The following is a 13490-nucleotide window of genomic DNA, read 5'->3' as shown; positions in this document are numbered from 1 at the left end:
CCCCCGGGCCGGGCGGCGCGGTCTGGGCGGGTGCGGTGTCCAGGGTGCGGGCGGATGTGTAACGGACGGCGAGTGTCATCGCGGGGTCAGGGTCCCTTCGGCGGCGTGGGTGAGGCCGTAGAAGGCGGTCGCGGTGCCGGCGAGGAGCGCCTGGATGTCGTTCTCGGAGCAGCCGGTGAGCAGTTCGTCGACGGTCGCGGCCCAGCGGTTCCAGCCGCCCGCGAGGTTGGCGACCGGCCAGTCCGAGCCGAACATCAGCCGGTTGGGGCCGAAGGCGCTGAGCAGGACGTCCCAGACCGGGCGGATGTCGGCGGTGGTCCAGGTGTCGTGGTCGGCCTCGGTGATCAGTCCCGACACCTTGCACACCACCTGGGGGTGTCCGGCCAGCAGGTTGATCTGACGTTCCCAGTCGGCCAGTTCGCGCCGGGCGATGCACGGCTTGCCGGCGTGGTTGAGCACCTGGGGCAGGTCCGGGAAGCGTTCGGCCAGCCGGATCGCCTGGTCGAGCTGGTGGTCGCGGACGAGTACGTCGTAGCGCAGCCCGCGGTCCCGGGCCGCCGCCAGTCCGCGTTCGACCTCGGGGCGTTGCAGCCAGCCAGGGTCCGTCTCGCTCTGGACGAGGTGGCGCAGTGATCGCAGATATGTGCCGCCCGGCCCGGCGAGCAGTCGGTCGAGCACGTCACCGATCGCCGGGGAGGTCAGGTCCGCCCAGCCGACCACGGCCCCGATCAGAGGCTCCCGCTCCGCGAGCGCGAGCAGGTCCTCGGTCTCGGGCACGTCGGCCACGCACTGCACGACCACCGTGCTGCGCAGCCGACGGCCCGCGATGGGGTGGGTGGCGGTGGAGCGCAGGTCGTCCGGCGTGAAGGTGCGGCGGATCGATGCCACGGCGGGGTCGTCGAGCCAGAGCTGTGGGCGCCGGGTGAGGTCCCACAGGTGGTGGTGGGCGTCGACGAGCGCGGGGGTGGGGGTCGCTGAGGTCACTGGGGATCCAAGTCGGGTCGGTCCGGTGCGGCCGTGTCAGGGCGTGGCGGTGTCGCCGGGCGGACTGAGGTGCCAGATTTCGGTGAGTTCCGTCCACTGGCGTGCGTCGCCCCGGTCGGGCCAGGGCTCCTGGCAGGGGTCGGTGAGCTTCCACCACTCCTGGGTCTCGGGGTCGGCTTCGAGTGCCGCGATGTCGGCCTCGAAGTCCTCGCCGTGGTACTCGAAGTAGGCGAACAGCGCGTCGCCGTGGAGGAAGATGCTGTAGTTGCGGATCTGGGCCCGCAGGAGGGCGGCTTCGACTTCCGGCCAGACGGCGGAGTGGAGTGCGAGGTACTCCTCGCGGCGTTCGGGCAGGAGCCTGATGGTCTGGGCGATGCGTTTCATCACACACCTTCCTCAGAGGTGAAGGGCGTCCGGTAGCTGGGCGTGTTGGTGCGCAGGCTGAGCCGGAGAGTGAGCCGGATGCGGGTCGAGGCGGGCAGGTGCACCCTGAGGAAGGCGCTGTCGCAGGACTGCTCTGCCTCGGTGACCACCGGCTCACAGTGCCCGTAGTCGTACATGTCACCGATCCAGCCGTCGTCCGCGCAGGTCGTGTACCGGACGGCGGTGATGGTGTGCTCGGCGAAGGCGCCGGCCTGGACGATCACCGTGCGGTCCGCCTCGGGCGCGAGGTTGACCAGTTCGACGGTGGTCGCCTCGGGGTCGATGGAGCTGACCAGTGCCGCCACGTCCGGTGGCAGGCCGGCGCGGCGGGCCTCGGCGTCGTGGTAGCGCAGCCGGGCCTGCTGCAGGCCGCCTTGGTACAGCACCTGAGGACCGCCCCAGGTCAGCTGCACGAGGGCCTCGGTGGCCACGGGGTTGCACAGCTGCCACACGTGGATGTCGGCCTCGGGCACGTCCAGGTCGCGGTAGCGGTCGATGCGCCGCAGGCGGTGACGGATCTGGGCCTGGGCGGTGGCCAGGATGCGCTCGGGGTAGTCGGGGTCGTCGCCCGCGAGGAAGGCGAACCACGCCTTCTCGTGTCCCGACTCTTCCTTGGCGCGGAAGGGCCGCACGGTGCGCCAGTCGATGCCGTCGGCCTCGCGCAGCTGCTCCAGTCGGGAGCGGTCGGCGTCGGAGGCCGTGTGGTGCCACAGGGCGACGGGCACGGGCGGTGTGACCGGGTTGTAGTCGAACCAGCCCGAGTCGTTGTGACGGAAGGGGAGGTGGAGCGTGGGTGTGGTGACGTCCGGTCCGAGCTCGACCGCCCACTTGGAGGGCAGGCTGGAGTCCGCCTCGGTGTGGGGCATCACTTTGCCGTGGCCGATGAGGGTGTCGAGTGAGCTCGCGACCATGGAGAGGTAGTCGTCGTCCCCGGTGGCCGTCGCCGCGGCCAGCGCCGCAACGCAGGCCGCGTGACCCACGCTGTGCCAGCCGTGCGGCCAGGACCAGCCGTAGTGGCCGCCGTACCAGCGTCCTTCCAGCAGACTGCCGACCTCGCCGGTCGGGCCGGCGTTGTCCGGGATGAGTCCCTCGTTCGCCCGCGTCCGTTCCCGCCAGGCGCCCACGTACTCGACGATCCAGTCGCGGTAGCGCTCCTCGCCCGACAGGATCCAGGCGTTGAGGACCAGCCCGGCCGCGGCGAGGTTGACCGCCGTGTCGCCGACGCCCATCCGCTCGCGCATCTGCGCGCCCAGGCGCGGATCCTCGGAGAGGGGGAACGGGCCGCCCTCCGCCTCGGGGATCCAGTCCAGGGGGAAGCCGTAGGTCTCGGCCTCCTTCAGCAGCCAGGGGTAGACGTCACCGTCGAACAGGCCCGACCGGTCCGGGTCGCTGCCGTTGTGCGGGCGGGTGATGACGCGGTGCTCGGGGTCGTAGTTGCCCTTGGACGAGTCGACGTACAGCTCGGCGAAGCGCAGGGCACGCTCGGACCAGCGGTCGGGGGCGGCCATGCACAGGAAGTAGAGCAGGAGCAGGCTCTCGCCCTGGTGGAACCAGTCGTAGCCGCGCTCGTACTCGTCGCGCAGCATGTCCAGTTCGGTGAGCTGCCGGGTCACGCCCTCCCAGTGCTTCTCACTGGCGGGCAGCAGGTCGTCGGCGCCACCGAGGAGGTAGAGCTGGGGCCAGTTGAAAAACACCTCGTAGAAGTCGTCGACGCCGTCACGGGTGGTCAGCCGGTCGTTGTAGTTCAGCCGTCCGTCGGGGCCGGTGAAGTCGCGGGCGAAGCGGCGCCAGGCGTGGTCGAGCAGCTCGAAGAGCGCGCGCTGGGACACGGCCCAGCCCGGTGGTTCGAGCAGCGGGACCTCGGCCCGGATGGGTGTGGGGGCCGGGGCGCCTTCGTCCGAGGTGTGGTCGGCGGAACTGACGGACATGGGGGTGATCTCCGTTCGGGGGGTGGGCGTCATTCCTTGGTGGCTCCGGCCAGCATTCCGCTGACCAGGAAGCGCTGGGCGAACAGGAACACGACCAGTACCGGTGTGATGGCCACGAGGGTCGCCAGAGCCAGCTGCGGGCGCTCGATCGCGAGCGAGCTCGCGGCCGGGTTGAACGACGGCACGCTGCTCAGCAGGTTGCCGACGCCCACCTGGATCGGCATCTGGTCGCTCTCGGGGAGCATCACGTAGGGAAGGAAGTAGTTGGTCCAGTTGGCAACGAAGCTGAAGAAGCCGACGAGCGCGATGACAGGTGTCGCCAGCGGCAGAGCGATGTGGCGGAAGACGCCGAACTCCGAGCAGCCGTCCATCCGCGCGGCCGCCAGCAGGTCCTTGGGTACGGCGGTGGTGAAGTAGATGTACGTCAGGTACACGCCGAAGGGGTAGAACGAGTACGGCAGGATGATCGACCACATCGTGCCGATCAGGTGCACCGCGTTGATCTCCAGGAACAACGGCACCACCAGCGTGGCGGTCGGCATGAGCATCACGATCAGCGTGGAGATCAGCAGCGCGCGCCGGCCGCGGAACTCGGTCATCGCCATGGCGTACCCGGCCGGTACGGCGACGCACAGCGTGATGGCCAGCGAGATCACCGCGTAGAGAGCGGAGTTGCGCAGCCACAGCAGGACGGCGTCGTCCTGGAACGCCGTGAGCCCGTCCCAGTTGGCCTTGAACGCGTGCCACGATCCGATGGACAGCGGGTTGCCGTGGACCAGTTGCTGGTCGGTCTTGGTCGCCGCCAGGACGAGCCAGAGCACCGGCAGCACGAAGAACACCAGGAACATGACCAGTACGGCACCGGTGAGGAGCCGGGACGTCATGTGCCGGGCGGGTCGGCGCCGCCGGCGCGATGCCCGGTGTGGATCTCGGCTCATGGCGCTCTGTTCTCCTTCCGTACGTGGTGTGGCGGTGAAGGGATGTGTGGCGGCGTTAATCGGCATCGAAGAATCCCGACCGTGCGACGAAGAGGGCGGCGGCCGACACACTGACGACCAGGAGCTCCACGGAGACCGCGGCGGCGCCGTTGATGTTGTTCATCTGGAAGGCGAAGTCGTACGTGAGCTGGTTGAGCGAGTAGTCGCGCCCGGCCACACCGACGCTGGCGAGGGAGAGCAGCTGCGGCTCGACGAAGAGCTGGGCGCCGCCCGCGAAGGCCAGGATCACCATGTACACGATCCACTTGCGCAGCATGGGGATCTGTACGTGCCAGGCGGTCTGCCAGGAGCCCGCGCCGTCGATGCGCGCGGCTTCCATGACGTCCTGGGGAATGTTGTTGAGCGCGCCGTACATCACGACGATCCAGCCGCCCGCGCCGGTCCAGAACGCGATGATCGTGAACAGCAGCGGCAGGTTGCCAGGAGCGATCACCGCGCCGAAGGTGTGGAAACCCATCACACCCAGCAGCGAACTGACCGGGCTGACCGTCGGGTCGAGCATGAACAGCCACACCAGCACGCTCGCGGCGCCGGCGAGCGCTCCGGGGATGTAGAAGAGGAACCGCAGCGCCTTGCTGATGGTGCCGGAGGCCAGGCGGTGCAGCAGCAGCGCCAGGCCCACCACGAACACCACCAGCGAGAGCAGCCAGAAGACGAGGTAGGTCGCGACGTGGCTCACCGCGTCCGTGAACCGGAAGTCCTGTGCCGTGGTGACGAAGTTGGAGAAGCCGGTGAAGGTGCCCCCCGCGTCGGTGAAGGCGAAGTAGACGGCGTAGCCCGTCGGCAGGACGCCGAAGGCGATCAGCAGGATGACGTAGCCGGCGACGAACGCCACGCCGGCCCGGCTCTGCCCGGCGCCGCCGCGAGGGCGCCGACGGGCAGAACCGGCCGAGGAGTGGGAGAGGGTCACTTGGAGACCTTGTATCCGTTGGACTGGGCGTACTTGACGATGGAGTCCTGCCAGTCCGGCAGCATCGAGACGATGGTCTTGCCCTGGGTGAGGCCGGGCTTGACGGTGGCGGCCCAGATCGCCTCCTGGCTGAACTGGCCCGAGCCCCAGCCGGACCAGACCTGGGAAGAGGCGTCCTTGAGCGCTCCGAGGTCTCCGACGAAGTACCCGGCGGCACTCTGGTTCTTCAGCCAGGTCTCGGCGGCGGGTGCGTAGGCCGGGAAGCCGGGCGCCTTCTCGCCCTGGTAGGCGTTGTCGGTGGTGACCCACTTCAGGAAGTCGGTCGCCGCCTTGAGGTGCGCGGAGTGCTTGGACAGCAGCCAGGTGCCGCCGCCGACGTTGCCGGTGGAGGGCGAGGTGTCACCCTTCCACTGGGGGATGGGCGCCGCGGCTATCTGCTGGGCCGGGGTCTTGAGGGTGTCCTTGAACACCGCGCCGCCGAACCAGGCCGGGCCGGGCATGAGCAGGACCTTGTCGCCGAGGTTCTTGCCGAAGTCGGTGCTGAACACCCCGCTGGTGGACATGGACTTGTCCTTGATCAGGACGTCCATCAGCTTGGCCATCTTGGTGCAGGCCTCGCTGGTGGTGTTCACGGTGACGGCCTTGGGGCCGGTGATCTGGTTGGCGCCGCACTTGCTCGCCCAGAGGTAGATCTCGGGGGTGAAGGAGTCGCCCGCGTCGCCGACGAGGTAGCCGGGGTGTTCCTTCGCCACCTTCTCGCCGAGCGTCTGGTACTCCTCCCACGTCGTGGGCACCTTGTAGCCGAACTTCTTCAGCAGCGGCGCGTTGTACCAGAGCACCGCCTGGGAGAGGTCGTTGCGCAGGCAGTAGAGGGTGCCGTCGACCGTGCAGGGGTTGTTGGCCCCGTTGGCGAACTTCCCGAGGGTGTCCGCGGGGATCAGGCCCTTGTCGAGCGGTGCGGCGAAGCCCGCGTCGACCGCCCAGGTCACCTCGTTGTTCTGGGAGCTGAAGACGACGTCCGGCCAGCCCTTGCCGGTGCGGTTGAAGAGCTGGACCTTGGTCTGCAGGTAGTTCGACCCGTTGGCGTCGCCGTCGTAGCTGACGATGTCCAGCTTCACGTCGGGGTGCTGCTGCTGGTACAGCTTCACGGCGTCCATGCGGGTCGCGTCCACCCAGACCGTCAACGCGCCGTCCTTCTGGGGAGCCTGGGCGAAGCCGTCCTTGGTGGTCGTGCCGGCCCCACCGCTGCCGCCACAGGCGGCCGCGCTCAGCATCACGGTGGCCACGCAGCCCGCCACGAGCACCGAACGTCGCTTGCTGAGCATTCTTCTCTGCCGGGCCGACGGGTTTGTGACGGTCATGAGTGACTCCACTGGGTGTGCGGGCGCGCCGAACGGCTGGGAAGGGTGGCGCGTGGACGGGGCGACGCCGGGCCGTCCCGGCCGGTCGTCGAATGCCGCGGGCGGCTGTGCCGTTGCCGCTGCGGATGAAATTAGGCGCCTTATATGCGGCCCAGTCAAGGGCATGTGCAGGTCTTTCTTGGGGCGCTTGTCGATGTTGGTCGACAAACGAGTGAAGAAATGAGCCTTATAGGCAGATTCGTGGTCTTCAAGCGCTCGTCATTACTCAATCTGTTGGTGATGAATGAGTACGACTCATCAAGGTCTGCTGTACGATGAGCGCGGCTCCACAGCGATCAGTCACCCGCTCAGCGGTCACCCCGGAGGCAGGACAGATGAACGACACGCCCGCGACCCAAGCGGCCCTGCCCGCGCAGGCCGCTCCTGCAGCGGTGCCCGCGGTGAACGGTTCGGGTGAGCGGCGTGACTACCGCCCCGGCTACGAGATCGTGGCGGAGCAGATCCTCGAGTACATCGCCGAGTCGCGTCTGGTGGCGGGTGACCGGCTGCCTACGGAGAACGATCTCGCCCAGACGCTGAACACCAGCAGGGCGGTGGTGCGGGAAGCCGTGAAGATTCTCTCGGCGCTGGGCCGCGTGCGCGCGCACAAGGGGCGCGGTCTGTTCGTCGCGGACGACGAGGGCATGCTCATCACCAGCCGCTGGGGCGGCTTCTTCCGGCCCGTCGACCTTGATCACGTCCTCATGCTGTTCGAGTTCCGCAGGGTGCAGGAGATGGCGGCCAGCAGTCTGGCGGCGACCCGCGCCACGCCTTCCGAGCTGCGCACCGTCGAAGTCGCCATGCAGCAGTGCCGACACGGGTTCGTCCACGGTCAGGTCGATGTGTTCAACCAGGCGGACGACGACTTCCACGCGGCCGTGGCAACGGCCTCGCACAACACCTTCCTCGTCAACGCGGTGCGTGACGCCCGACGTCTGCAGCGGCAGTCCAGTGCCATCGGGATCCACCAGACGCTCGGCGAGAACACGGAGGCCGCGGTCGAGGAGCATGAGGCGATCTACCGGGCCATTCGCGACGGACGGCCCGACGAGGCGGCCGAGGCCACCGCGGTACACCTCGACAGGACGCTCGAGGACTACCGGCGGGAGATCCAGCGGCGTCTGTTCGGGTAGCGGCGCCCGTCTCGGTCGACGGCGCCTGTTCGGGCAGGTGGAGACACCGCAGTCGGCGGGAGCTGATGGTCGGCGTCTGGTCGTTGCCCGGAGGGATCATCTCGCACCGTGGCTGATGTCCCGGGTCCAGACGCCTGCCGGGAAGGTGACGGTGTTCGCCCGGGCGAAGGGGTTGCCCTCGGACGCGGCGTCGTCAACCGCGCCCTCGGACACGGCCAGCGTTCCGGACCATGTTGAACTCACGGGTTCACGCTTCTCCTCCTCCGGTTGAGGCGGGTGGAGCGGCACGAACGGTGGATCGGCGCGGACGTCGTGCTGTTCAGGGGGTCGACAGCTCGAACCGCGTCACGCGGACCGAGCCGCCGAGTGCCTGTGTCGCGTGGTTGAAGAGAGCGAACCGGTATCCCATGAAGAACCGCCAGTCGTTGCCCATGGCGAAGGCGGGGCCGAGGCGGGTGAAGTTGACGCCGTCGGTGCTGTAGGAGAAAGTGCCGGGCCGGGAGGCGCCGGGGCGGATGTCGGCGTTCGCCCGCAGCCAGAGGCGACCGCCCGGCGCACTGGCGCTCGCCCGCTCGGTCCCGGTACCGGTGGTGTTCCAACTGCCGTCCATGGTCAGCCCGTCGACCATCACCACCCGTGTCGCCCCGCCGTCCCGCTTGAGTCCGATCCACGCGGAGGAGTCGCGCAGCAGCGCGAGCCCGGCCCGGTCGCCGTCCCGCATCGCCGAGTGGTCGAGCTGGATCGTCGCGGTGGAGGTGGGCCCCTGGATGCGGTGGGTGAGCGTATTGCGCGCCCAGTACAGGTCGTTGGTGACGGTCGCGGTGCGCAGGGTCAGGCCGTTGCCCACGGACCACTTGCCGTTGTCGGGGTTGTGGTTCCACTCCCACTTCGGTGAGAGGGCCGGACCGTCGAAGGTGTCGACGCCGGTCAGGGGAGTGACCGGACGAGGTGGCGCGGGCACGACGGGGGCGGGATACGACGTCCCCCATGCCCCGTTCACCAACTGGAGCGCCGGCCAGCCGTCCGAGGTCCAGGTGACGGGGGCCAGGGCCGGCATCCGGCCGCCGGGATAGGCGTCGACGAAGGCCATGTAGTACCAGGCCCCGTTCTGCGTCCGCACCAGGCCGCCCTGGTGCGGGACACCTCCGCCGGAGATCGGGCCGGGCAGGTTGAGCAGGACCTGCCGCAGCGTGTACGGGCCGAAGGGGCCGCTGGTCGACCTCAGGATGTACTGGCCGTTGGCGGGGCGGGTCAGGAAGATGTAGTAGCTCCCGTTGATCTTGTAAAAGCGGGAGCCCTCCAGGGTGCCGATGCTCGACGGGGTGCTGAACACCTGCTGCGTCCGCACCTGGCCGCGCCCGTCCGCGGTGAGCTGGGCCACGTTGATGGTGCCGTTGCCGTACGCCACGTACAGGGTGTCGTCGTCGTCCACCAGCAACCCGGCGTCGTAGTAGACGTTGCCGAGCGTCGCGTGCCTGGCCCAGGGGCCCTCGACGGAGGTGGCGGTGTAGACATGGGTCTTCGCGAAGTCGATCTGGCCGAGCCAGTAGAACGTCCGGTTGCTGGGCCGGTAGGCGAGCGACGACGCCCAGATGCCCCTGACGTAGCCGCGCCCGCCGTTCAGGTCGTACTTGGACCCGAAGTCCAGGACGGGCACCGAGTGGCCGGCGATCTCCCAGTTCACCAGGTCGTACGAGCGCAGGACCGGTGCGCCTGGCGAGTAGTGCATGGTCGACGCCGAGCAGTAGTAGGTGTTCCCGACGCGGATGACGTCGATATCCGCGAAGTCCTGCCAGATCACCGGGTTCGCGTAGGAGGCGGCGGCCCCGTCCGCGGGGGCTGCCGCGGCGCGGCTCGCCGAACCGGGAGTCAGCAGGGTGCCGACGGTCAGGCCGGTGGTGGCGGCCAGTGCCGTGCGACGACTGAGAGGATGACCTGTCCATGTCATGGTTGTCGCTGCCCTTCTGCAGGGGCGCCCGGGGAAAAGGGGCTTTGCCGCGGACCGCCGGATCCGTGTTCAACATGCCGAACGCGAGCTGTCCTATCGAACGATTTGGATGATAGGAGTCCCTGAAAGAGCGTCAATACCTCTCGCAGGATTCGGTGTTCACTTCGAATGTTTCGCTCGGCCGGAGGTGGAATCCCGATGGCCCGCGCTTCCGGGCGGGACCGGACGCGCCGTCATGGACGAGGTCGTCGTCGACTGGCCCCACCGCTGCCTGGAACGCATGAGGGTGGACGCCCCGCGCCGCCGACTCCCTGGGAGCCGCCGTCACCGAGTGCCGAGGACGCAGACAGGTGCTGGTCAGCGGCCCAGGAGGCGAGGATGCGCAGGCGCTCGTGGGTGGCGGAGCCGGGCAGGGCGGTCCAGACCGTCAGGTGCTGGTCGGGATCCGTGTTGGCGGTGTAGGTGTCCCAGTCCAGGACGAGTTCCCCCACCACTGGATGGTTCAGGGTCTTCGTGCCCACGGTGCGGGCGGCGGCGCGATGGTCCCCCCACCACTTGGCGAACTGCACGCCCCTCGTGGACAATTCACCGACCAGCTCGATCAGACGGGGGTCCTCGGGATACTTGGCGGCCTCCATCCGCAGCTGCGCCACGGAGATCTGGGCGGAGGTCTCCCAGTCTGCGTACAACGTGCGCATCGACGGCTCGGTGAACTGGATCCGCGGGTAGTTGCGGTGCTTCTCCGGGATGCGGGAGAAATCGATGACCAGGGCGGCGGCCAGCGCGTTCCAGGCCAGGATGTCGCCGCGTCGGCCCTGCACGATGGCCGGGGTGGCGGTGAGGTCGTCCAGGACCCGCTGGAGCTGTGGCTGGATTTGCTGCCTCCCGCGGCGCCGCGCGCGGACCGTGGTCTTGCCCGCGAGCTGGAAGAGATAGCCCCGCTCGTCGTCGCCCAGGTGGAGGACGCGGGCCAGGGCGTCCAGCACCGGCGCCGATGCCTGGATGCGTCCCTGCTCGAGCCGGGTGTAATAGTCGGTACTGATGGAAGCGAGCTGGGCGACCTCCTCGCGGCGCAGACCGGCCACCCGGCGGCGCCCGCCCGTCTCCGGCAGTCCGACCGTGCGCGGGCTCAACTCCGAGCGGCGCTTCTTGAGGAATTCCCCCAGCTCGTTGAGGGGGACGTTCTTCGTCATGATTCCCACCATGGCACCGATCGCACCCGGGTCAGGGGGGAGGGTTTCCTCCCAGGATGTGGCTCTCCCAGGATGAATCCCTCCGCTTTTCGCACCGTCCGTCGCGTGCGAGGGTCGATGACGAGCAGCCCGACGCAGCACGTCGTTCGACGTCGTCCTGGGCTGCCTGCCCACGACCCCGCACCGAAAGAAGCACCCCCATGCGCGGAGCAGTGATCCACGCCCCCGGCGACGTTCGTTTCGAGGAGCTTGACGATCCGAGGATCAGCCGGCCGACCGATGCCATCATCCGCACCGTCGTCACCTGCGTGTGCGGCTCGGACCTGTGGCCCTATCGTGGCGCGGAACCCGTCGACGAGCCCCATCCGATGGGCCACGAGTACGTCGGTGTCGTCGAGGAGGTCGGCAGCGAGGTCACCTCGGTCAGGCCGGGACAGTTCGTCATCGGCTCCTTCGCCACCTCGGACAACACCTGCCCGAACTGCCGGGCGGGCTACCAGTCCTCCTGCGAACGCCGCGAGTTCATGAGCACCTGCCAGGCTGAATACGTCCGCATCCCCAACGCCCACGGCACCCTCGTCGCCACCGACGACCACCCGGCCGACGAGTTCCTGCCCAGCCTGCTGGCGCTGTCCGACGTGATGGGCACCGGATGGTGGGCCGCCGAGGCCGCCGAGGTGAAGGCCGGTTCCACCGCCGTGGTCGTCGGTGACGGCGCGGTCGGTCTGTGCGGCATGATCGCCGCCAAGGAGCTCGGCGCCGAGCGGATCATCGCGATGAGCCGGCACGAGACCCGCCAGAAGCTGGCCCTGGAGTTCGGCGCCACCGACATCGTCACCGAACGTGGCGAGGAGGGCATCGCCCGCGTGCGGGAGCTCACGAACGGCATCGGCGCCGACTCGGTCCTGGAGTGCGTCGGCACCCCCGAGGCCATGCAGCAGGCCCTGCGCTCCACCCGCCCCGGCGGCAACGTCGGCTGCGTCGGCGTCCCGCACGACGTGGCGGTCGACGGCCAGGAGCTGTTCTTCTCCCACGTCGGCCTGCGCGGGGGCCCGGCCCCGGTGCGCGGCTACCTGCCCGACCTCATCCAGCGGGTCTTCGACGGCCGCGTCAACCCGGGCAAGGTCTTCGATCTCACCCTGCCCCTGGAGGAGGTCGCCGAGGGCTACCGGGCGATGGACGAGCGCCGTGCCATCAAGACCCTCCTGAAGCCCTGACCGCGGGCCGACCGCTCCCTCACCGGGGCCGGGCAGCCGCACGGCCCGGCCCCTTCCGCACAAGGACTCACCGTAAGGAGAGACCACACGCATGCCTTCCGCATCCGGGACCACCCCCGGCAAGCTGCCCTTCGTCGTCTGGGTGCTCGCCGCCGGCACGTTCCTGATGGGTACCACCGAGTTCGTCGTCGCGGGACTGCTGCCGGAACTGTCGAGTGACCTCGGAGTCGGCGTCTCCCAGGCCGGCCTTCTGATCACCGCCTTCGCCGTCGGTATGATCATCGGATCGCCGACCATGGCCATGGCCACCCTGCGCCTGCCCCAACGCCGGACGCTGATCCTGGCGCTGTGCGTGTTCAGTCTCGGACACGTCGTAGCGGCCCTCAGTACCTCCTTCACGGTCGTCCTCGTAGCCCGCGTCATCACCGCGCTGGCCACCGGGGCGTTCTGGTCCGTCGGGTTCGTCGTCGTCACCACCGCGGCCGGCCCGGAGAAGGCCACGCGCGCCTCGGGCGTGATGATCGGCGGCCTCACCCTCGCCAACGTCGTCGGCGTGCCCATCGGCTCCTTCGCCGGCCAGTTCGTCGGCTGGCGCGGACCGTTCTGGGCCCTGGCCGCCCTCTCCGCGCTCGCCGCCGTCTTCCTCGGCCGCTTCATCCCCGCTCGCGAACAGCGTGCGACCGTCTCCTTGCGCGCGGAGCTCGGCGCGCTGCGCCAGGGCCGGCTGAGGCTGGCACTCGGCGCCGCCATGCTGATCATGGGCGGTGTCCTGGCGACGTACAGCTACATCACCCCGCTGCTGACCGACCGGGCCGGCATTCCGGAAGGCGCCGTACCACTCGTCCTCATCGCGTTCGGCGTCGGTGCGCTGGGCGGCACGACCACCGGTGGCAGGCTGGGCGACCGGCGACCGATGGCCACGACCATCACCGCCGCGGCCGCCACCGCCCTGGTCCTTCTCCTGCTGATCCCGCTGTCCACCAACCCGGTCACGGCCACCGTTCTGGTCTTTCTCATGGGCCTGACCGGTTTCACGGTGAACCCGGTCGTCACCGCGCTCGCCGTCCGTTTCGCCGGTGACGCACCCACCCTCGCCTCCGCGATGAGCACGTCCGCCTTCAACGTCGGTGTCGCCACCGGATCCTGGACGGCGGGAACGGCCCTGGACTCCGCCCTCGGCGTGACCGGCCCGCCTCTGGTCGGCACCGTCACCGCCGCCCTGACCCTGCTCCCGCTGATCGCGCTCGCCGCCCGAGCCACCCCGCGCACCTCCCGCGTCGTGGCCCGGCGCACGGCTTCCGCCCAGCCCCGGCAGGAGGAGACAATCCGCTGACACGGCCACGCCGAGCTGACGGA

The 13490-nt window shown here is 69.3% G+C and carries 12 protein-coding genes; 3 read left to right on the top strand and 9 right to left on the bottom strand.

The window, feature by feature from the left end; all coding sequences use genetic code 11:
• Positions 1–75: 75 nt before the first annotated feature.
• The 6 genes from IG99_RS32255 to IG99_RS32230 all read right to left on the bottom strand — a co-directional run bounded on the left by IG99_RS32255 (position 76) and on the right by IG99_RS32230 (position 6604).
• Entirely contained in the window at positions 76–984 is a 909-nt protein-coding gene (locus IG99_RS32255) for an amidohydrolase family protein (protein WP_037680219.1), read from the bottom strand.
• Positions 985–1020: 36 nt separating this feature from the next.
• Positions 1021–1368 (bottom strand): L-rhamnose mutarotase, encoded by a 348-nt coding sequence (locus IG99_RS32250; protein WP_078948030.1) that lies wholly within the window; start codon positions 1366–1368, stop codon positions 1021–1023.
• Positions 1368–3335 carry a hypothetical protein gene (locus tag IG99_RS32245; RefSeq protein WP_037680215.1) on the bottom strand — a complete coding sequence of 656 codons (1968 nt, stop codon included), beginning with the start codon at positions 3333–3335 and terminating at the stop codon, positions 1368–1370. The genes IG99_RS32250 and IG99_RS32245 overlap by 1 nt, the downstream gene beginning before the upstream one ends.
• A gap of 29 nt (positions 3336–3364) precedes the next feature.
• Positions 3365–4219, bottom strand: coding sequence for a carbohydrate ABC transporter permease (locus tag IG99_RS32240; protein WP_037680212.1), 855 nt, complete (start codon positions 4217–4219; stop codon positions 3365–3367).
• Positions 4220–4328: 109 nt separating this feature from the next.
• Complete coding sequence (locus IG99_RS32235) at positions 4329–5243, bottom strand: carbohydrate ABC transporter permease (protein WP_037680209.1); 915 nt, start codon at positions 5241–5243, stop codon at positions 4329–4331.
• Complete coding sequence (locus tag IG99_RS32230) at positions 5240–6604, bottom strand: ABC transporter substrate-binding protein (protein WP_037680207.1); 1365 nt, start codon at positions 6602–6604, stop codon at positions 5240–5242. Before IG99_RS32230 ends, IG99_RS32235 begins: the two co-directional genes overlap by 4 nt.
• A 374-nt stretch (positions 6605–6978) precedes the next feature.
• Between IG99_RS32230 and IG99_RS32225 the strand changes: the two genes are divergently transcribed.
• Entirely contained in the window at positions 6979–7776 is a 798-nt protein-coding gene (locus IG99_RS32225; protein WP_037680204.1) for a FadR/GntR family transcriptional regulator, read from the top strand.
• 96 nt (positions 7777–7872) lie between these two features.
• Here the strand turns inward: IG99_RS32225 and IG99_RS51755 are convergent, their stop codons facing one another.
• The 3 genes from IG99_RS51755 to IG99_RS32215 all read right to left on the bottom strand — a co-directional run bounded on the left by IG99_RS51755 (position 7873) and on the right by IG99_RS32215 (position 10929).
• Positions 7873–8019 (bottom strand): hypothetical protein, encoded by a 147-nt coding sequence (locus IG99_RS51755; RefSeq protein ID WP_324606152.1) that lies wholly within the window; start codon positions 8017–8019, stop codon positions 7873–7875.
• 76 nt (positions 8020–8095) lie between these two features.
• On the bottom strand, positions 8096–9724 hold the full coding sequence (locus tag IG99_RS32220) for a glycoside hydrolase family 43 protein (protein WP_037680203.1): 1629 nt from the start codon (positions 9722–9724) through the stop codon (positions 8096–8098).
• 233 nt (positions 9725–9957) lie between these two features.
• Entirely contained in the window at positions 9958–10929 is a 972-nt protein-coding gene (locus IG99_RS32215; RefSeq protein ID WP_078948029.1) for a helix-turn-helix transcriptional regulator, read from the bottom strand.
• 188 nt (positions 10930–11117) lie between these two features.
• On the opposite strand from IG99_RS32215, the gene IG99_RS32210 reads away from it, so the two are divergent.
• A complete protein-coding gene (locus IG99_RS32210; RefSeq protein ID WP_037680201.1) occupies positions 11118–12134 on the top strand; it encodes a zinc-dependent alcohol dehydrogenase family protein in 1017 nt (338 codons plus the stop codon).
• A 91-nt stretch (positions 12135–12225) separates the two neighbouring features.
• Positions 12226–13467: an MFS transporter gene (locus IG99_RS32205; RefSeq protein WP_037680200.1), complete on the top strand. Its 1242-nt coding sequence runs from the start codon at positions 12226–12228 to the stop codon at positions 13465–13467.
• The last annotated feature ends 23 nt before the right edge of the window (positions 13468–13490 follow it).

The organism is Streptomyces griseus subsp. griseus (assembly GCF_000720255.1).
In the GTDB taxonomy this organism is placed as follows: Bacteria; Actinomycetota; Actinomycetes; order Streptomycetales; family Streptomycetaceae; genus Streptomyces; species Streptomyces griseus_I.
The sequence above is the reverse complement of the archived record's forward strand: the minus strand, read 5'-3'. Positions and strand labels throughout refer to the sequence as shown.